10 protein-coding genes are annotated in these 21,594 nt (G+C 61.0%); 8 read left to right on the forward strand and 2 right to left on the reverse strand.

What is annotated here, in order from left to right; all coding sequences use genetic code 11:
- Window positions 1–250: 250 nt before the first annotated feature.
- The 4 genes from AC04P6_RS01885 (at window position 251) to AC04P6_RS01900 (ending at window position 5,032) form a co-directional block, all read left to right on the forward strand.
- Window positions 251–424 (forward strand): hypothetical protein, encoded by a 174-nt coding sequence (locus tag AC04P6_RS01885; protein ID WP_475564901.1) that lies wholly within the window; start codon window positions 251–253, stop codon window positions 422–424.
- A 73-nt stretch (window positions 425–497) separates the two neighbouring features.
- Window positions 498–1,310, forward strand: a complete 813-nt coding sequence (locus AC04P6_RS01890; protein WP_475564902.1) for a DUF4230 domain-containing protein — start codon at window positions 498–500, stop codon at window positions 1,308–1,310.
- A 217-nt stretch (window positions 1,311–1,527) separates the two neighbouring features.
- On the forward strand, window positions 1,528–3,330 hold the full coding sequence (locus tag AC04P6_RS01895) for an FAD-dependent oxidoreductase (RefSeq protein WP_475564903.1): 1,803 nt from the start codon (window positions 1,528–1,530) through the stop codon (window positions 3,328–3,330).
- 220 nt (window positions 3,331–3,550) lie between these two features.
- Entirely contained in the window at window positions 3,551–5,032 is a 1,482-nt protein-coding gene (locus AC04P6_RS01900) for a response regulator transcription factor (RefSeq protein WP_475564904.1), read from the forward strand.
- On the opposite strand, the gene AC04P6_RS01905 is transcribed toward AC04P6_RS01900, so the two are convergent.
- On the reverse strand, window positions 5,033–5,698 hold the full coding sequence (locus AC04P6_RS01905; protein ID WP_475564905.1) for a YczE/YyaS/YitT family protein: 666 nt from the start codon (window positions 5,696–5,698) through the stop codon (window positions 5,033–5,035).
- A gap of 4 nt (window positions 5,699–5,702) precedes the next feature.
- The gene (locus AC04P6_RS01910) at window positions 5,703–5,957 is read right to left on the reverse strand and encodes a hypothetical protein (protein ID WP_475564906.1); all 255 of its coding nucleotides are present in this window, start codon (window positions 5,955–5,957) and stop codon (window positions 5,703–5,705) included.
- Window positions 5,958–6,090: 133 nt separating this feature from the next.
- On the opposite strand from AC04P6_RS01910, the gene AC04P6_RS01915 reads away from it, so the two are divergent.
- From AC04P6_RS01915 to AC04P6_RS01930, 4 genes are all read left to right on the forward strand, one after another.
- Entirely contained in the window at window positions 6,091–6,945 is an 855-nt protein-coding gene (locus AC04P6_RS01915) for a glycoside hydrolase family 25 protein (protein ID WP_475564907.1), read from the forward strand.
- A gap of 183 nt (window positions 6,946–7,128) precedes the next feature.
- Window positions 7,129–9,090: a molecular chaperone HtpG gene (htpG, locus tag AC04P6_RS01920; RefSeq protein WP_475564908.1), complete on the forward strand. Its 1,962-nt coding sequence runs from the start codon at window positions 7,129–7,131 to the stop codon at window positions 9,088–9,090.
- A gap of 422 nt (window positions 9,091–9,512) precedes the next feature.
- Complete coding sequence (locus tag AC04P6_RS01925; RefSeq protein ID WP_475564909.1) at window positions 9,513–17,807, forward strand: leucine-rich repeat protein; 8,295 nt, start codon at window positions 9,513–9,515, stop codon at window positions 17,805–17,807.
- A 127-nt stretch (window positions 17,808–17,934) separates the two neighbouring features.
- On the forward strand, window positions 17,935–21,147 hold the full coding sequence (locus AC04P6_RS01930; protein WP_475564910.1) for a hypothetical protein: 3,213 nt from the start codon (window positions 17,935–17,937) through the stop codon (window positions 21,145–21,147).
- The last annotated feature ends 447 nt before the right edge of the window (window positions 21,148–21,594 follow it).

Here is a 21,594-nt window from a genome sequence, read left to right on the forward strand (position 1 = left end):
TGGCTACGATCCGACTTGCCAGGCTTCCTTTTCTGAAAAAGGAAGCCTATCGTCGCGTTGAAATCTTGTCGACCAGGGCTTTTGTTGTGCATGCACCCCAAATTGGTCGCGGGAAGCACTGCTAGCGTGCCTTTTTCAGAAAAGGAACGCTTGCTCTCTCATGGGATTATCGAAGATACGGCTGAGCGGAATGGGCGCGAGAAAAACAGTGCCTATAATGGCGTGAAACAATTCAAGGGAAGAGGATTGAATGACGGAATACTGGCTGCGCCTAGTTTTGGGCCTGCTCATCCTGCTTGTTGTCGTTGGTATTGTCCTGCAGCTCGTGCGCGTGGTGGCCCATGTTGTGGCGCTCGTAATCGTGGGCGTGATTATTGCTGTCGGACTCGTTGTGCTCACGAGGTTCTTGGATTCGCGCGCGTAATTTAACGCGGACGATGCCGTCTAAGGGGTTACCATTACCGTACTGTATTCAATCGAAGAGTGAGGGGGATGCTGTGGTTGTAAAGGAGCTAAAAGGTGCTAGCACTGTAGCGTCAAAAGTTGCTGGGGGGTCTCCCAAGCGAAATAATGCTGATGAAAAGTTGCCTTTACGTGAGCGAATAGCGTTTAGGACTTGTGCGATTACGGCGGTTGCTTCGCTTCTTATTGGAGTGTTCATTGGCATCTTCCTTGTGCCAACGTGGTTTATTACTCCATGTAGGAATCTGCTTTCTGATTGGATTGCCGTACCTGTGGAGGAGCAGGCCCCTGATCCGACTGAGCTCCCCGATGCTGCCGGTTTGTTGGGTTCGTTTAACGATATTTGCTCGCTTGCAACTATTGAGTACAGCTATAGGGGAGTGGGCGATACCGGAAACATGTCTAGTGTCGATTTGCCGGTTCTTAACTGGATGACAAATAAGCGATTGCTGATTAAATATCATGGCATGATGAAGGCGGGCGTTAACCTGACTGAATCGAATATCACCGTCGACGATTCGAATAAGACGGTGACGGTGATTTTGCCTGAAGCGGAATTGTTCGACAGTTATATTGTCGCCGGAAGCGAAGAAATTGTTTTGGAGAACGAGAGCGCGTTCAACCAGCTTTCGGAACAAGAGCGCGATGCATTTAGGGCGGACTGGCTTACCGAGATGGAGAGCGCTGCTCGTGACGAAGGCATTCTTGATAAGGCTTCTGAGAATGCGAAGAAGTCATTGAAGGAATTTGCCGAGACATTTTTGCCCGATGGCTACAACGTAGAGGTACTCACTCAGGCGGAATATGAGCAGGCTCTTGCAGTCTCGGCTTCTCAGCTCGAAGGTTAAAAGGTGGAAGACGATCGAGCGGCTTAGCGCGTAGCTAATCACCTCAACCTACCCCTCACCAGGCTAAATATCCCCTGTCAACCCTAATGGTTGACAGGGGGTTTCTCATTTTTCAACCCTTCGAGGCGGTTTGCGGCGCGGCGCAAGGTGCCATGATTGCCCCATTAGACGTCGGGCTCGCCACGGGCTCGGCGGGAGGGAAGCGCACGAGGTGCGCATGATCGAGAGGATCGCAATCATGGAAATCAGTCGTCGTAATTTCCTGACGGGCGCGGGCATCGCCGCTGCAGGCGCCGCCGCCATGGGCCTGGCTGGCTGTGGTAGCCCGAAGAGCGCTAGCTCCAAGGCTGCGGAAGCCACCACGACCACCAATGGCACCACGGTTGGCTATGATGGCTCTAGTACGATGCCCTGGCTGCCCGAAGAGCCCGTCATCACCGACGCCGACATCGAAGAGGAAATCGACTGCGACGTCATCATCTGCGGCCTGGGCGCCTCTGGCGTGCCCGCTGCCCGCGCTGCTGTCGAATCGGGCGCGAGCGTGGTGTGCTTCGAAAAGTCCGCGTCTTTCAACAGCGTTGCAAGCGACATGGCCATTTACGGCGGCGAGACCCAGAAGGCCTGGGGCCGCGGCGACGGCGACGATCTGCTGGACAAGGACATGCTCTGCGAAGAGCATATGATTGGCGGCAGCCACCGCAGCAACTACGACATCGTGCGTCGCTGGGCCGACGAATCCGGCGCGGCCCTGGACTGGTTCATCAAGCCCTGTTCCAGCCTGTACATCTCGAACACGAGCTACGGCGAGGTTCCCGCCGAGGGCCAGAGCAACTACATGTTCCCGTACTTCGTGCCCATGCTGGAAACCTATGACTACACGAAGGAATCCATGCCCTGCTATCCCACGTCGGTGGGCTTCAGCAGCCTCGCTACCTGCATGAAGGAAAACCTGCAGGTTGCCATCGACGCCGGCGCCGACATCCGCTACACCACGCCCGTCGTCGACCTGATCGTGGATGATTCGGGTGCCGTAACCGGCGTATACGCCCAGGCTCACGGCTCGAAGAAGTACATCAAGTGCAACGCCAAGAAGGGCGTCGTCATCGCCACGGGCGATTATCTTGCGAACGAGGAAATGACCAAGTACTTCCAGCCGAACAACATCGAGAACGAGATTCCCATCCTCTGCGTGGCCATGGATGCCGCGGGCGATTACGCCCTCACCGGCGATGCGCTGAAGATGCTGGCCTGGCACGGCGCCGAAATCGAGCGCAGCCATGCCTCCATCATCCACCACATGGGCGCGGGCGCTGGCGCCGATGGCCGTGGCGTCATCGGCAACAACGGCTACCTGTGGCTCAACAAGCGCGGTAAGCGCTTCATGAACGAGGACGTTCCCGGCCAGCAGGTGGAAAACCAGGTCGAGAACCAGCCCGGCAAGGTCGCCTACCAGTTCTTCGACGCCAACTGGCCCGAGCAGCTGAAGTACTTCCCGGCTGCCCACGGCATCGCCTGCTACTACCTGGAAGAGGACCTGCCCAGCTACACCGCCGCTGGCCTGAAGATCAACTGCCGCACCAAGAAGGACATCGAGGATGCCGTGGCCGAGGGCCGCTGCGTAAGCGCCGACACCATCGATGGTCTGCTCGCGAAGCTCGAGGGCATCGACGTGGAAACCGCCAAGGAATCCATCGCCCGCTACAACGAGCTTGCTGCCGCTGGCGAGGACAAGGACTTCGGCAAGGTGTCGAGCCGCCTGTTCCCCCTGTCCACGCCTCCGTTCTACGCAGCCGAGTGCGGCGTTGCCCTGAACCTGGGCTCGCTGGGCGGCGTCGTCTCCGACGCGGATTGCCACGTGTACAACAAGGATGGCGAAATCATCAAGGGCGTCTACGTTGCCGGCGCTCCGCAGGGCGGTCGCTTTAACGTGCAGTATCCCATCGATCTGAAGGGCATGAGCTGCGGCATGTGCATGATGTTCGGCAAGATCGCCGGCGAGAATGCCGCTAACCAGGCATAAGCATATTCTTCGAAACGGAACGGGCGCTTCGCTTTCCCTTCCCTCCCATGGGAGCGCTCATCCTTTCAAGCCCGAGAGCGTCTGCAGCGCCCTCGGGCTTTTCGCGCGTTCGCGTGCGTGGTTGGGCCGTGTCGTATAATAACCAGATGCTCGAGGGAGCGGTGCTGGGGCTGGCGCCGTGGGGGAGTTGCACGTATCGAGATTTTCCTTGGGAGGGAAGATGTCAGCTAATCGAGCGACTATGTCGTTCCGCACCACGCAGGTGTTCGGGCTCTGCTTCTATCTTGCCTGGATGTACCTGGTATTCAACGGAACGCTCTCCATTAACGTCGACCTGCGCAGCGGCCATACGCTCTTGTGGGTGCACGTCATCTCCTCGGTTGTGGGCGTGGCCACCTACGCCGCCATCGTAGGGTTCTCCCGTCAGGCCATCAGGCATTTCGCAACGCGCCGCGCGCTTGTGCTGGCTGGCGTGGTCATGGCGGTTGGCACGGCTTTGGCGGTGCCGCCGGTGGCGGAAACCCCCATTGTCCTGCGGTACGTGGGCGCGGCCCTTACGGGCGTCTCGTCGTGCTGGGTCATCGTGTACTGGGGCTCGCTATTCAGCAGCCTAGCTCCCCGCAATATGGTGCTGGCCACGGGCGTTTCCTTCTTCTTCAGCTTCCTGGTATATTACAGCGCACTTCATCTGCCCGAATACGCGCTTTTCGCCATTCAGGTGCTCCTTCCCCTTGCGGCGACGGTGCTCTTGCCCCGTGCGAGCGAAATCGCTTCGGCGCTCGACGCGCAGCCGGAATCCTCCGCCACGCCCCGCGAGCAGGCACTGAACGTGCTCGAGGGCGAGCGCTTGGAGGAAGGCGCAGGTGCGGGGCATATGATCGTTCCCGCGAAGCGTCTGCCGTGGCGCATCATGCTCGGCATCATGGTGGTGATGTTCGTGTACGGCGGCGTGCGCGTGTACGTGGGCTCCACCGAAGGGCAGGACGCCCTCACGTTCGGCCCCACGTTGCTGCTGAGCTTGCTCATTCCTGTTCTCGCCATCGTGTGGGGCGTGTTCTTCACCAAGGGAACGGTGTCGCTGGGAAGCATCTACAAGATGGCGCTCCCGTTTCTGGGCACCGCGCTGTTGGTGCTCGTCATCTTCGGAAGCGAGAGTCCGCTGGGCATAGGCACGCTGGCTACCACGTGCAACGTCACCATCGAGGTGCTCTCGTGGATCCTCATGGCCGACATCGCGCGCACGAAGCGCGTGCCCGCATTCATCGTGTTCGCGATGGGGCGCGGTGCCGTTCAGCTGGGAATGCTGCTGGGCCAGATGGTCGCGGTGTATTCGCTCGACGAACGCGCGCCGTTCGCGATCTTCTCGATCTTCGTGCTGATGATCGCGGCGGGCTTCCTGTTCGAGAGCGAGGATACCGAGCTCGTCTTCGAGGCGCCCAGTCCCGAAGAGCGCACGGCGATGGAGGAGCGCACGGGTACGTCGTTCGATGCCCGCCTTGACGAGGTGGCGCGCAATGCCCAGCTCACGGCGCGCGAAACGGAAATCTTCAAGCTATGGGCAACGGGCCATGGCTCGAAGTACATCCAGGAGAACCTGGTGATAAGCCCGGCTACGGTGAAGACGCATGTCCGCCATATCTACGAGAAATGCGATGTGCATAGCCGGGCCGAAATCATTGCCCTGCTGGAAGCGGGCGAATAGCTATTCGCCCTTGGGGGCAGGCAGGATGAAGCGCTCGAACGCGCCGAGGTACTTGCTGTAGAAGCCCACGATAGTGCCCGTGAGCAGCGCGGCGACAACGGTTCCCTCGCGCACGGTGATTTCCCCCTGCACAAGCGTCAGGCACAAGGCCAGCGCCAGTACCGACATGGCGGTGTCGGAGATGACGCGCATGAGGGCGAAGCTCTTGCCCGTACGCTTCACCAGGGCGTTCGTGAATCCGTCGCCTGCCATAACGCCCACGCGCGAAATGAGCGTGAGGTATGCGCCGAACGCGATGATGGCCGAGCTAAGGAGCACGCAGGCCAGGCGCAGGAAGTACGCTTCGGGCTTGAAGGCGCCAAGCAAGAACATCGAGAAGTCGACGATGCTGCCGAACGTGAGCGCGAACAGCACCTCCTGCACGATTTCGCGCACGGTGATCTCGTGGATGGTGAGCAGCGCCTGCAGCAGCACCAGGAAGATATTGAAGATTGCGACCCATGCGCCGTACGAAATGGACGTGATGATCAGCGAGATCGTGTAGGGCAGCGACGAGATCGCGGACGTTCCCAGGCCTGATTTCGTGAACAGCGCAACGCCGAACGAAATGCAGAAGATACCGAGGAACAGGATGAGGTAACGGTAGGCTATTTCAGATGCTTTCAAGCTATTAGGCCTCCGCTTTCTCGATGCGGGGTGCGTTCTTCAGGAAGAACGAGCAGGTGCAGCAGTACTCTTTCACCGCAGCGGAGCGGTCTGCCGTGGGTTCCAGCATTTCGAGCACGTCTGCCTGCTTGTGCTGCGGTCGCGCGCATTCGGCGAATGCGCAGTCGACCGGACAACGCCCGCCGAGCATAGCGTGAGGGCAGTGGTCGTAGTTGTTCGAGTCTCCTTCGCAGCCTCTAATTTCCCAACATTTACTCATTTACATCTCCTTCTGTCGTTCGGCAATGATAGCATTCGAAGATGTTGACTTAATGAGCTGGATGCGCGTCGTCGCCATGCGGCTGCGCATTCGGCTTCATGTGCGTGATATACCATCTGCGAGGGAGGGTCGCATGGCATATCGGAACAGTGGCTTGCATGCTTCTCGCGGCGCTCTTGCGGGCCGCGACATGGTCGTGCTGCGCTTTCGCATCATCGGTTTTGCGCTCATCGCGCTTGCGGCCGTGGTGGCGGTGTTCGCGTTTCGTGCCTGCAATGCCGCGCTCGAGCCCCAGGAAGAAGTGCAGGCGGAGCCCGTTTCGTACGATTGGTCGTGTCTGCATATCGACGGCGACCGCTACAGCTACGTGGTCGATGGCCAAGCGAAGTCGAAGCTGGGCATCGACGTGTCGGAATTCCAAGGCGACATCGACTGGGAAGCCGTGGCGCAGGATGGCATTTCGTTCGCGTACGTGCGCGTGGGCAATCGTGGCGCGGAAACGGGTACGCTCTATTCCGACGACCTGTTCGAAGATAACCTCTCGGGTGCCCAGGCTGCGGGTTTGCCGTGCGGCGTGTACTACTTTTCCCAGGCCATTTCCGAAGACGAGGCGTGCGAGGAAGCGCAATTCGTTCTCGACGCGTTGGGTGGCCGTGCGTTGGAGTATCCCATCGCCTACGACTGCGAAGAGGTTGCGGACCTCGATTCTCGCATCGAGGGGCTTTCCGTCGAGCAGATGACGGCGAATGCCAAGGCGTTTTGCGAGGTCATTGAAGCAGCTGGCTATCGGGCGATGATTTATGGCAACGCGAACGATTTCGCGCGCTACAACGCAAGCGAGCTTTCCGCGTATCCGTTCTGGTACGCGAGCTACAACGAGCTTCCGTATGGTGCCACCTCGTTCTCCATCTGGCAGTACACCGATGGCGGTTCGGTGAATGGGGTGCCCACGGCCTGCGATATGAACATCCAGATAGAGCTTTCGTAAGCGCTTCCGGGCCGAGGGGGCAGCGGGTTACCGGTTGGTGACACGGGCGTGAAAACGCCCGGCTCTGCTTGCGCGTGCGTTCCGTCTCACTATAATCATGTTTTGGCACTCAAAGGCGTCGACTGCTAACGTTGCGCTCGTTGGCGGCCGGCTGGCTATAGATTGGTGAAAAGAGGTCATTACATGCGCAAATTCAAGACGGAAAGCAAGAAACTACTCGACTTGATGATCAATTCGATCTACACGAATCGCGAGATCTTCCTGCGCGAGCTCATCAGCAACGCTTCCGACGCGGAAGACAAGCTGTACTTCAAGAGCCTCACCGACTCGAGCATCCAGCTGGGGAAGAACGACCTCACCATTCGCGTTTCGTTCGACGCCGATGCTCGCACCGTTACGGTATCCGATAACGGCCTGGGCATGGATAAGGATGGCCTCGATGCAAACCTGGGCGTCATCGCGCATTCCGACAGCTTGGAATTCAAGACCGCGCAGGCGGCCAATGCCCAGAAGGAGCCTGCCGCCGACGGTGAAGGCGACGAGGTAGAGGCCTCCGCGCAGTCGGGCGACGTGGATATCATCGGCCAGTTCGGCGTTGGCTTCTATTCCGCGTTCATGGTTGCCAAGAAGGTGCGCGTCGTCACGCGCAAGTATGGCGACAGCGAGGCGTGGGTATGGGAAAGCGACGGCGTGGAAGGCTACACCATCGAGCCTGGTCAGAAGGACACGCACGGCACCGACGTTATCCTGTACCTGAAGGACAACACCGACGAGGAAAGCTACGACACCTTCGCCAGCGAGTTTGGCCTGAAGGACCTCATCAAGCGTTACAGCAACTACGTTCGTTACCCCATTCAGATGCTGTGCACCAAGAGCCGTCAGAAGCCGAAGCCCGAAGATGCCGGCGACGACTACAAGCCCGAATGGGAAAGCTACACCGAACTCGAGACCATCAACTCCATGACGCCCATTTGGAAGCGCCGCAAGAGCGAGGTTTCCCAGGACGAGTACAACGAGTTCTACAAGAGCCAGTTCCACGACTTCACCGATCCCGCGCGCACCGTTTCCGTGCATGCCGAAGGCGCGATTTCCTACGACGTGCTGCTGTTCATTCCCGGTCGCGCTCCGTTCGACTTGTACAGCAAGGATTACCAGAAGGGCCTGGAGCTCTACAGCAGCAACGTGCTCATCATGGACAAGTGCGAAGAGCTGGTGCCCGACTACTACAACTTCGTGCGCGGCGTGGTGGACAGCCAGGACCTCACGCTCAACATCAGCCGCGAGACGCTGCAGCATAACAGCCAGCTGCGCGCCATCGCCCACAAGGTCGAGAAGAAGATCACCGGCGAGCTGAAGAAGATGCGCGACAACGACCGCGAGGATTACGAGAAGTTCTTCGAGAACTTCGGCCGCGGCCTGAAGTACGGCATCTACAGCACGTATGGTTCTGCCAAGGGCGAGCTGGGCGAACTGCTGCTGTTCTATTCGGCCAAGCAGGAGAAGATGGTCACGCTCGACGAGTACATCGCGGCTATGCCGGAAGACCAGAAGGCCATCTACTACGCAGCTGGCGAAAGCGCCGAGCGCCTGCAGAAGATGCCCATGGTAACGGGCGTGCTCAGCCGTGGCTACGACGTGCTGCTGTGCACGCAGGACGTCGACGACTTCTGCATGCAGTCGATGATGAACTACAACGAGAAGGACCTGAAGAACGTTGCGAGCGGCGATCTGGGCCTGGAAAGCGAAAGCGACAAGACGGCTGCCGAAGAGGCCACCAAGGAACACGAGGCGCTGTTCGCGGCCATGAAGGACGCGCTGGGCGACAAGGTCGTGCGCGTGGCCGTTTCCCCCGTGCTCACCGATGCGCCTGCGGCCATTACCGCGGAAGGCCCCGTGAGCTTGGAGATGGAAAAGATCATGGCCGGCATGCCCGATGCGAACGATGCCATGAAGTCGCAGCGCGTACTGGAAGTGAACGCAAAGCACGATGTATTCCAGGCACTCGTGGCCGCGCAGGAGGCGGGCGAGACCCGGAAGGTGTCCGACTACACCGAGCTTCTGTACGAGCAGGCGCTGCTCATGGAGGGTCTGCCCATCGACGACCCGGTTGCGTTCGCGCAGCGCGTGTGTGCTCTGATGAAGTAGATTCGCGCGCCGCACAAGCGGCATAAGCGCAGGTTGCCACGAGGGGCGGGAGGTTTTCTCCCGTCCCTCGTTTGCATTTGGGGGATGCTTCGTGCTGGAGAGCGGCAAGTTGTGTCGGAACGATGGAGGCAGCCTATGAGTTAGGTAGCCCGAACAGACGTGATATTTCGTGCCGAGCGATGCGGAGGAGGGGTGTGCGCCGCGTTCGGAGCCGTTATTGCGACAGTGGCTGCATTTGTGTCGTCTCATCTAGTAGGCCTGCTATCAGGTGAAATGCTTTCGTTTTGTACATGCGTCCTTTTGGAGTGTCCGCAAAATCGGACAATTAGGCATGCCTAAATTCTCTGCTACCATTCTCGCGAAAATCGAATATGGGACCACTGTATTCAGCTGGTTTCAGGGACTGCAAGGAAGGAAAGGGTATGAGGAATTTGGGTGAGGACGCGGCTCCGTGGCGTCGCACCAGCTGGTTCACGCGCGCGACTGCGGCGGGCGTGGCGGTTATGCTGGCGGCAAGCACTGGCCTGGCCGGCGTGTCGTTTGCCGATGAGGCGCCGTCGCAGAGCGACGATTCATCGAGCGTATCGCAGCAGGGGGAGGAGGAGTCGGCTGACGTTTCGCTGGAGCAGCAGCTCACGAAGCTGGGCGCAACCGAGGCGGATGTTGCTACGAGCGAGGCGATCGAAGACCAGACGCCTACCACCGACGGCAAGGTGACGATCATCGTCCAGCTCGAGGATGGTTGGAATAGCGGCGTTCAGCTGTTTGGCCTGTCGTTTGGCGCCCCCAGCGGGGAATCGCGACACGATGCCATGCGCGACAGCATTCGCAAGATCGTGAGCGCGGGCGATGGCCAGGGCGAAGGCGCCGGCGGGCTTCAACTGTTTTCCGAGGGCTCGTCGTCCAGCGACGATGCCATCGAGGAAGTGGCCGACTACTATAACGTCATCGACGGCTTCGCCATCAAGGCTCCCGAAAGCGCGCTCGAGGACATCCGCAATCTCGATGGCGTGAAGAACGCGTTCGTCGAGCGTTCGTATTCCATTCCCGCCGACATGGGCACGCAGTCCACGAACGCCCTCAACCAGTCGAGCCTCGATATGACCGGGGCCGATGATGTGGAGTATCGCGGCGCGGGCCAGACGATCGCCATCGTCGATAGTGGCTTGCAGCTGAATCACGAGGCGTTCACCGGCGACATGAGCGATGTGGACGTGGCCTGGACGCAGGATGAAATCGATGCGGCGAAGACCCAGCTCAACGAGGGCAAAAAGGGTGTCTTCACGAATAGCAAGATCGTCTTTGGCTACGACTACGCCGACGATGATTCCGAGGTGACGCCCGGAACCTTTACCGACCTTTCCCATGGTACGCACGTGGCGGGCATCGCCGCGGCTAACGGTGGCCAGATCGAGGGCACGGCGCCCGACGCGCAGATCATGATGTTCAAGGTCTGCGACGATGTGCAGGGCTCCATCTACGATAGCGTGCTTCTTTCCGCGCTCGACGACGTGGCCGCGCTGGACAAGGCCGGCGAGGCGAGCGGCAACAACATCGACGTCGTTAACATGTCGCTGGGCAGCGACTGCGGCTTCGGCGAGAATGCTTCTCGCCAGACGTATGCCGACGCCATCGACGCGATGGAGAACCAGGGCATCGTCGTGAACGTTGCCGCTGGCAACGCCTACAACACCGCATACGGCAACACGTCGGGCAGCAATCTTCCGTACGCGACCGACCCCGACGCGGAAATCATTTCCTCGCCTGCGGCGTTCGATAATTCGTTTGCAGTGGCAAGCGTGAACAACGCCGAGGGCAGCTCGGTCTTCTACTTTGGCGATGAAGCGGTCGAGTATCGCGACGTCACGGCGCAGGATGGAACCGAGGTTCCCTCTTTTGGCTACCTTGCGGAAGGCTCGTACGACATCGTCGATGGCGGCATTGGCTCCGCGGCCGACGTCGAGGCTGCTTCCGTGGCTAACGGCGGTTCGCTGGCGGGCAAGATGGTGCTCGTGCAGCGCGGCGGCGAAGATGGCGGCGAGAAGCTCAGCTTCCAGCAGAAGCTTCAGAATTTCGCGGCGCTTAACCCTGTTGCGGTGGTCTTCTACGACAACGTTTCGGAGTCGAGCCGCAACTTTGGCCTGAGCACCGCGCAGGAAATCCCTTCGGTGGGCATTTCCCTGGAAGCGGGCGAATCGATCAAGCAGGCCATCGCGGCAGGTTCCACCCAGGTCAAGATCGTGAAGGGCGCGAAGGCCGACTCGGCTTCCTTCGACCATTACGTCATGAGCGATTTCAGCAGCTGGGGCACCACGCCCGAGATGGACATCAAGCCCGAAATCACCGCGCCGGGCGGCAACATCTACAGCTCGGTGAGCGGCGGCAGCAACACGTACTCGTACATGAGCGGCACGAGCATGGCGACGCCCCAGATGGCTGGCATCACCGCGCAGGTGCATCAGTACATCGAGTCGAGCGAGGCGCTTGCCGGCAAGAGCCAGGCGGAAAAGAACAGCCTGGTGAGCCAGCTGCTCATGAGCACCGCGCGCCCCATCGTGAACACCGCGTCGTCGGCGAGCTACTATTCCCCGCGCAAGCAGGGTGCTGGCCTGGCCGATGTGAAGGCGGCGGTTTCCACGCCCGTGTATGCCACGGTCGATGGCGCGAAGGTGGCCGACCGCCCGAAGGCCGACCTGGGCGAAAGCGCGAGCGGCACGTGGAGCTTCACGGTTACGCTGCATAACATCAGCGATGCCGCGGCTACCTACACGCCCGATGCGCATGCCATTTCCGATACGGTGGCCGATGGCCTGTTCCAGCAGGCGTCGAAGGACTGGACGAACGAGGGGATTGACGTGAGCTACGAAGGGCTCACCGACGGTGCCGTCGTGGTTCCCGCCAATGGCACCGCTTCCTACACCGTGAAGATCTCCTGCGGCTCGGCCTTCACCAGCTGGGCTTCGGCCAATACCCCGAACGGCACGTTCGTGGAGGGCTTTGCCTTGCTGAAGGCGGAAGAGGGTTCGGGCAACCCCGACCTGTCCACGCCGTTCTGCGGCTTCTATGGCGACTGGGATGCCGTGCCCGCGTTCGACTCCGATTCCTACAATGCCAGCTCGAAGACGTTTATTGGCGACGAAGAGGTGAAGACGGGCTCGCATGCCATTGGCACGATGCTTGCCAGTGGCACCACGAATCTGCCCCTGGGCGTGAACCCGGTCGACGGTGGCACGAGCCTCATTGCCGATGGCAATTACTCGAGTCTCATGCACGAGGGAAAGCAGATCGTATCCAGCACGTCGTTCAGCTCGAGCCCCAGCAGCGCCAGCCCCATGACTGGCCTGCGCCGCAACCTTACCGACTACACCATTGAGTACACCAATGAGAAGGGCGAGGTCGTTCGCTCGTTCGATAGCAAGTATCAGGTGAAATCTCATTTCGCATCGGGCTATGGCATGACGTATGCCGAGCAGTGGACGGGCCCGTTCGCGTTCGCTGGCCAGGGTGAAGATGGCAGCTACCTGCCCCAGGGCACGTACACCATGACGAAGACGGCGAAAACGGCCGGCGGCGACGGCAGCGTGACCCAGGTGCAGACCGACACGTTCCAGTACGATACGCAGGCCCCCGTCATCTCGAACCTGACGTATTCGGGCGAAGGCGACGAGCGCGTCGTGAGCTTCGACGTGACCGACAACACCTGGCTTGCTGCGATTCAGTTCTACGACACGAAGAACCAGGGCTACTTCTATCGCAAGCTGCCCGACGATATCGACGGCAACGGCAGCGCATCCGCGAGCGAGGCCTCCGAGGAGCGCTACACCACGAACGAAGATGGCACGCGTACCTGGCATTTCGACATTCCGATGAAGGACCTGCGCTCTACCTGGCAGAACATTGCCGATGAATCATCGCTCGCCGGCTCCATGCCCGATACCGTGGCCCTGTACGCTTATGACTACGGCTTGAACGCCGCGAAGTCTCAGCGCATCGTCGTGAACCAGATCGCGCCCACGTCGGTTGACGTGACGCCCGATGAGTCGACGCTCTATCAGGGGCAGACCGTTGCGCTGCAGAGTGCGTTCCTTCCCGATAACGCCACCGAGACGAACCTGACCTATGCAAGCGGTGACACCAACGTGGCCACGGTTGACGCTGATGGCGTGGTAACGGCCGTGGGCCTGGGCGATACGACCATCGTCGCCACGTCTACTTACGACGCGAGCGTGTCTGATGCGGTATCCGTGCACGTCACCGAGGTGCCCGATAGCGTGGGCGTTGCCATGCAGGCGCCCGAAGCCACCGTCGCGTTCGGCGCGGAGTACACGGCCAATGCCGTGGTGGCTCCCGCGTACGCTTCCGATACCATCGAATGGACGAGCAGCAACGAGTCGGTTATGACGGTGAAGGGTTCTTCCGATGCGACTGCCGGCGAGGATAACCTGGCTTCCGCAACTATCGTGGCGGGAAGCGTAACGGGTGACGCGACGCTCACCGCGAAGCTCACGCACGTGGATGCAACGTCGGGCGAGACGCAGACGTACACGGCGAGCATGACGGTAAAGGTGCGCCAGGATAACTACGGCGACTTCATCATTGACGAGACGTACCCCGAAGGTCCGCGCCTGCTGTATTACGCCGGTTCGCTCTCCAACGTGACCATCCCCGACAACGTTGAGGTCATTGGGCCGCAGGCGTTCGCCGGCGTGACGTGCGAGACGGTTACCGTTCCCGCGAGCGTCGAGAAGATCGAAGATGGCGCATTCGAGCAGATGCCCAACCTCACCACGGTGACGTTCCAGGATTCCGATACGAATCCCAGCCGCCTTACCACCATGGGCAACAGCGTCTTCTATCGCGACTTGAACATCAACGAGATCCATTTCCCCCGCAACCTGGTGAACCTGGGCGAGGGCACGTTCGACACTTCCAGCATCAAGACGGTCACGTTCCCGTATGGCCTCACGAAGATTCCGGCCAAGACGCTGAACTACTGCACCATCGAGAACGTCACCATTAGCGATGCGGTTACGGAAATCGGCGACTACGCGTTTTCCGCCGACATGTACCTGAATACCGTGAAGGTTCAGAAGGCTGATGGCACGGTCGAGGAGGGCAAGCTCCCCTCGGCGCTTACCACCATCGGCAACTCGGCGTTCTCGGGCTCGAAGCTCACTTCCATGGACGTCGTGCTTCCCGCAGGCGTGAAGCAGGTGGGCGCGGGCGCGTTCAACAGCGTGAGCAGCTCGAACTTCAAGCTCAACGATGGACTCGAAAGCGTGGGCGAATCGGCGTTCCAGGGCTGCGCGGCCAAGGAAATCGTCATTCCCGACAGCGTGACGAGCGTGGGCGAATACGCGTTCTCGAATATGAGGAACTGCTCGTCGTTCACCATCGGCGCAGGTGTGCCGGCCAACTCGCTGGAAGGCGTGTTCGCCTATGCCACGAACTGCAAGGAATTCAAGGTGTCGCCGGCAACCACGAACTACAAGGCGGTCGACGGCGTGCTGATGAGCGGCGACGGCAAGACGCTCGTGAGCGTTAACGAGGGTGCTGCACGTGAGTCGTATGCCATTCCCGAAGGCACCGAGCGCCTGGGCATCTACGCCTTTGCGTCTTCGCGCGCCAAGCACGTGACGTTCCCCGATAGCCTGCGTTCCATCGGTGGCAGCTGCTTCCTGGAGAGCGCCATCAACGAGGTCATTCTGCCCGAGCAGATGGAAGCCATCGACAATGCCGCGTTCCAGGGCTGCCAGAGCCTTACGAGCGTGAAGGCGGGCGGTACCAAGCATATCGGCAGCTACGTGTTCTATAACTGCCTGAGCCTGAACTCCTTCGATTTCGGCACGCGCCTGGAAAGCATCGGCGACGGTTCGTTCGGCGAGGACACGGGCTTCACCGAGTTCGTGTTCCCCGACACCCTTACCGCCATCGATGGCGGCTGCTTCGCCAATATGCCCAACCTGAAGAAGGTGCATATCGGCGCCGGCATGACCGGGTCGCTGGCGAATTCCTTCACGGGCGACTTCAACCTGTCGGAAATCACCGTTTCGGAAGACAACCCCGTGTACCACGTGCAGGATAACGTCCTCTACGGCGTCATGAGCGAGGACGTGGATTCCCAGTTCCCCGGCAAGCACCTCATTCTGTCGCTGCCTTCGAACACCTTCACCGAGTACACGGTGGAAGAGGGCACGGTCGCCATCGACGACCAGGCATTCCGCGGCAATAGCAGCCTGCGCAAGGTAACGCTGCCGGAAGGCATTCGCAATCTGGGTGTTGGCGCGTTCAACAGCTGCTCGAGCCTGACCGAGATCAACTTCCCCGAAAGCCTCGAGAACATCGACGGCTTCTACAGTACCGACAGCCTGGACACGGTGGATATCGCGAGCGCGAAGTTCGTGAAGCAGAATTCGTTCCTGGGCAACATGCCCGAGCATCTGATCGTACGCAGCGGCAAGGTTGGCGACACGGTTGACGTGAAGACGTGGTCGGACGAAAACACGTACGCGACCGGCGCGTTCTTCGACAGCATGGATTACAACGGCTACAGCGGCATGAAGACCGCGTACTTCGGCCCTGGCATGAAGACCGTCGACATCACGTACGACGAGGCACCCGGCACGCTCGTTCTGCCTGCCGACCTGGAGTACCTGAAGCTGGCGTCGCCTACGGGCTCGAATATGCTGAAGTTCAAGGTGTACGTGCCCAAGACCGACGAGCAGGGCAATATCACCTCTGGTTGGAAGGTCGCCGAGCAAGCGCTTAAGGATATGGGAATCAGCACGAGTCACCTTGCCGATTACACGGCGCTTTCCTCCACGCTGCACGTGGGCGAACCGAGCCAAGGTGGCTCTGAGAGCACGGGCGATGCGACGAAGTCGTATGCGATTGGCGTGAACTGGTTCAAGACGGGCACCGACGAGGCTTCCTCGGTGGGCACCTACCTGGGCAACTCCTCGACGGCCTACTCGAACGGCGACGGCACGTTCACCGTTATCTTCTCGCCGAGCACGATGTATTCCGACATGATTCTGGGCATGAACATCGCCGGCGTGGACATGACGAAGGACGGTGGCAATTTCTTCGCGACGCTGAGCGCGGAGCAGCTGCAGTCCCGTCAGTCCGTCGAATTCACGCTGAGCTACATGGGCATGACCAACAAGCAGTCGTGCGACGTCGAGTTCGATGTCGCCGGCGTTGCGAACATGATTTCCGATTCCAAGAACGGCACGGCGTCTACCCAGCTCACCGTTGCGTCCGTTGCCGCAGGCGACGACGCCGAAGTAGGCGGCGTGGTGAAGCCGGGCAAGAAGCAGAAGGTGTACGTGGATGCGGAAGGCGGCGTTGCGGGCTCGAGGGAGTATCGCTTCGTGAGCACGCTGCCCGACGGCGAGACGTTCGTCGTGCAGGATTGGTCGACGTCGAATGCCTGCGCTAGCTGGACGCCCATTACCACGGGCGAGACGCTTACCGCCGAGGTGCGCGACGCGACCTGCCTTACCGTGCAGACCGCAGGCGTCGTCAAGGCCATGACGGCTGCCGCCCGCGACGACCTGGCCGCGCTCGAAGCCGACATCGAGGTGGCAAGCGACATGGAGCAGGGCTCCTCGAGCGAGAGCGCGTTCGCGGCGCTTCAGCAGGCGATTTCCTCCGCGTCGGCCGTTGCCGCGAATGATAACGCCCAGGCATCGGACATCGAATCCGCGCGTACCGCGCTGCAACAGGCCATTGCCGACTTCCAGGCCACCGCGGGTTCGGGCTCGTTCGAGCAGGCCGTTTCCGCGCTCCCCGAGGCCCCCGATGTGCGCAAGGCCGATGGCGAGGCCGTGAAGGCCGCGCAGCAGCAGTATGCGCAGCTGAGCGATGCCGCCCGCGCTGCCGTTTCGGCTGATAGCGTTGCCAAGCTCGACGCCGTGGGCGCCGCGTATGCGACGGAGCTCATCGACGCGCTTTCGGGCAATATGGGCGCTCAGGCGGAAGGCGACGTGATTGCCGCCCGCGCTGCGTACGATGCGCTTTCCGATGCTGGCAAGGCGCTGGTGTCCGCTGCCGAGCTGCAGAGCCTGGAGCGTGCCGAGCAGGCGAGCGTCGACAAGAGCGAGCTTGAGACCCAGATTGCCGCGGCTCGTGCCGTAGCGCAGGGCGACAAGTCCGATGCCGCGTTCGCCGCACTGCAGGCCGCCATTGCCGCCGCTGAGTCGGTGGAGGCGAGTGCGACCGCGACGCAGGAGCAGGTGAACACGCATGCCAACATGCTGAAGAGCCAGATCGAGGCGTTCAAGGAGTCGGGCAAGGCCGAGGTGAAGACGCTCGAGATGCTTCGCCTGTACAACCCGAATTCGGGTGAGCACTTCTACACGTCCAGCACGAGCGAGCGCGACACGCTCGTGAAGGCAGGATGGCAGGCCGAGGGAAGCGCGTGGAACGCTCCCGCCACCAGCGATATTCCGGTGTATCGCCTGTACAACCCGAACGCGGGCGATCACCACTACACCACCAGCGAGGATGAAATGAAGAGTCTGGTGGCCGTGGGCTGGAATTACGAGGGCATTGGATGGTACTCCGAGGGCGATGCGGGCGTGCCGCTCTACCGCCTGTACAACCCGAATGCCATTGCCGGCGCGCATCATTACACGACGAGCAAGGATGAGACCGAGTCCTTGATCGCTGCCGGATGGAACGCCGAGGGCATTGCCTGGTACGGCATGAAATAACACAGGGGCAGGACGCTGGTTCGGCGTTCTGCCCTTTTGCTTGGGCGCCGCCGGGGCGAGTTGTTCCCGGTTGGCGCCGTACGCGTATAAGCGGAGCGCGCAAGCGCCCCGAGGAAAGGAAGGTCATATGCACGAAAGTTCAATCGCTAGGCGCGCGGGCGGCGTTGTCGTCAGCGCGATGGCCCTGATGGCCATCGCATGCGCGCTCCTCGTTTCGGCGCCGCAGGCGTGGGCTGCCACGGCTCTGAACGAGGATTGGTTCAGCAGCGCCATCTGGATGGCTCCGTCCTATACGGGCCAGGAGCTCCGCCCGCTCGACACGGGCGTCTGGAACGACGACTACGAGACGCTGGAGCTGGGCACCGACTACGCCATCACGTACGAGAACAACGTGAATGCCGGCACGGCTTCGTATACTGCAACGGGCCTGGGGAAGTACGAGGGCACCGTGCAGGGTACGTTCGAGATCAAGGCCCTGAGCCTTGACCCGATGGAGTTCGAGACATCGCTATCTTTGAATGGGGGCACGAAGTTCCTGAAGACGGGCTCGGCCGTGAAGCCCGTGCCCGTGGTAACCACCAGCACGGGCAAGGTGCTTCCCGCATCCGATTACACGGTGAAGTACACGGATGCGTCGGGCGCCGAGGTTGAGCCCGTTGAGTCGGGCACGTACACGGTGACGTGCGAGGGTGCCACGAGTAACGTGTCCGGTTCGGCAAGCGTCACGTTCTCCATCATCGACGAGCCCATTTCCATCGAGGGCGCTGCTCTGTATGGCGTGGAGGATTCCGCTTCCTACAACGGGGGCAATGCGGTGGAATTCCCGTTCGTCTCCGTTGCGCTGAACGATGAGACGCTTTCCGCCGAAACCGATTATGACGTTTCCTACGAGAACAATTACCTGGTAGGCACGGCGAAGCTCACGGTCACGGGCAAGGGCGTCTACACGGGCGCGATTACCCGCGAGTTCCAGATTGTGAAGTGCGACATCTCTACGATCGTGTCGTACGAGAACATGAAGGGCGTGTCCAACCTGTTCTCGCATCCGTATACGGGCGCGGCCATCGAGCCGCGCATGGTTATCACCGCGGGCGATGCCGTTCTGCAGGAGGGCGTGGACTACACGCTTTCCTACGCGAACAACGTCGAGGCCTGGCTGCCCGATAACCTGCTCGTGAATGCTGGCGATACCGCAGGCGACCCTGCGGCGCGCCCAACGGTAACCGTTACGGGCATTGGCAATTACGAGGGCACGGCCAGCTTGGGCTTCACCATCACGCCTACGGTCGTGGATATCGCGTCGGCCAATGTGCGCAACTTCCCTGCGCGCACCTACAACGGCAGCGCGCAGGCGCTTACGCTCGACGAGTGCTCGATGAAGTATGTGAACACGTACGGCGATTACGCTTCCATGGGCCTGGAGGAAGTGCATCTGAATGCGTCGTATAAGAATGCGGCGGGCGAGGCCGTTTCCGCCGATCAGGTGGTTGATGCCGGCAATTACACGCTCGTGCTCACCGCCGTGGGCGACGATGGGTTCGCTGGCACGAAGGAGACGAGCTTCTCCATCGCGCAGCTTCCGTTCGACGATGCGTCTGTTTCCGTGTCGGTTCCCGACCAGGTAGCTGGCGTGACCGAGGTGCATCCCGTAGTTACCGCCCAGGTGGCTGGCGAGACGTATACCCTGGTTGAGGGCAAGGATTACACGGTTAGCGACTTGAAGGCGTACGAGGCGGGTGGTTCCGTGAAGGTTACCTCCACGAACGTCAACTTCGCTGCTGGCTCCATCGTCACGACGTTTGCCGTATCGAGCCAGGAGCAGGTGGACGCGAGCAACGCGCTGAGCGAGCGCATCGCCTCTGCCAAGGCTGTTGACGCTGACGCGCTGCAGCCGATGGGCGCTTCCATTCTGACGCAGGCCATCAGTGACGCCGAGGCTGCGCTTTCCGACGAAGATCGCGATGCCGACACGCTCACGACTGCCAATACGCGCCTGCAGCGTGCCGAGGACGTGGCTTCTTCGCTGAACGCGTCCGTGAAAACGACCTGGTACGAGACCGGCACCTACGCGGGACTTTCCACGCAGAGCGTGTCGATGGCAAACGGCTTCTCCACGGGCGAGATGGGCCTTTCCGCCGTTGATGCCGCAGGTAACGTAACTGCGGTTGTTGCGTTCAACAAGGCGGGCGCGTCGCTCATGAAGGGGTTGTCGGTTGGCTCTGCGCAGGCCGAAGAGGTTGCGACGGGCTATTGGGCCGCTTCCGTGAGCGAGCGGGCGCTGCATGAGGTGACGCCGGTTGCGTTCACCTATCAGGCCGGCCCCACGATGCGTACCGATTCCGCCGACATGGTTGCCTCCTTCACGTACGCGGCGCCTATTGCCTTTGCGAAGGCTGGCGATGGCACGGCGTCGATGGCTGGCAAGTTCATCGAGGCCACGGCGACGATTACCGAGGCTGCCGGCAGCTACGCCATCGATATTACGCCTACTGCGGAGGGCGATAGCTATATCGCTGGCATCACGTACGGCGAGGGCGCCACGCCCGCCGAGAACGTTGCCGAGGACGGAGCCGCCGCCAAGACGTTCCGCGTGTACGCGTCTTCGCTGAGCGAGCTCGTTCCCGTGACGTTCTCCATCACCATGATGCCCAACCCCACTGATGCCTACCTGGTGGTGAATCCTGGCGACCTGAGCGCCGCGGTTGTTTCCGTGAGTGACCAGACGGCAACGGGCGAGGCTCTTGCGCCGCAGGCCACGGTTACGCTGAACGGCGAGAAGCTGGTCGAGGGCCAGGACTACGCGATTTCGTTCGAGAACACCGAGAAGGCTGGCACCGCTACCGCCGTGCTGACGGGCCTCAACCGCTATGTGGGTAGCTCGACGACGGCTTCGTTCAACGTTGTCGACCCCGCGCCTGCGGTGAAGAGTATCGCCATGTTCCGCTTGTACAACCCCAATAGCGGCGAGCATTTCTATACCGCGAACGCCTCCGAGAAGGCCAATCTGGTGAAGCTTGGCTGGCATGACGAGGGAATGGGTTGGATTGCCCCCGAGACCAGCGACACCCCGGTGTATCGCCTGTACAACCCGAACGCGGGCGACCACCATTACACCACGAGCGTTGACGAGAAGAACAACCTGGTGGCCGTGGGCTGGAGCTACGAGGGTATCGGCTGGTACTCCGACGATGCCCAGACCGTCAAGCTGTACCGCGAGTACAATCCCAACGCCATTGCGGGTTCCCATAACTACACCACCAGCTCTAGCGAGCACAAGCACCTTGTCTCGCTGGGTTGGCACAACGAGGGCATTGCCTGGTATGCCGTAGCGGCCGGGTAACCCGGCTCGCGAGGCTGCCTGAGTCGTCCGGCGGGGAGCAGGGGCGTGTCCCGGAGGGGCACCGCTCCGCTGCTCGCGGCCCCGGGAGGGCGGGTACCGCGTCGTGCGGCTTACGCCGCCCTCCGCTCGCCCGCCCTCCCCGAGGGGCCGCTCGTGCGCTGCGCTGGCTCATGCTTTTTTCTTGCGCCTGGCTGAGCCAGGCGCTTTTGGTTTGCTTTCGCAGTGCCCCCTCCGGGACACGCCCCTGCTCCCGCCTGCGGGGGAGGTCGCTCGCGGCTCGCAGGGTTTGCGGCCGGTGTGGGGTGGGGCCCCGGGTCCCGATCGGGAATCGCCGGACGGGCGCGGACGCTTCGCTGCGCGCCCTGCCGCAATCGGGTCCCGCTCGCCGGGTCGTTGGCCCGTGGGACGGGCGGATGCGCTTCGCTGTCCGCCCTGTTGTGGGCTGGT

It is taken from the genome of Denitrobacterium sp. (assembly GCF_056180635.1).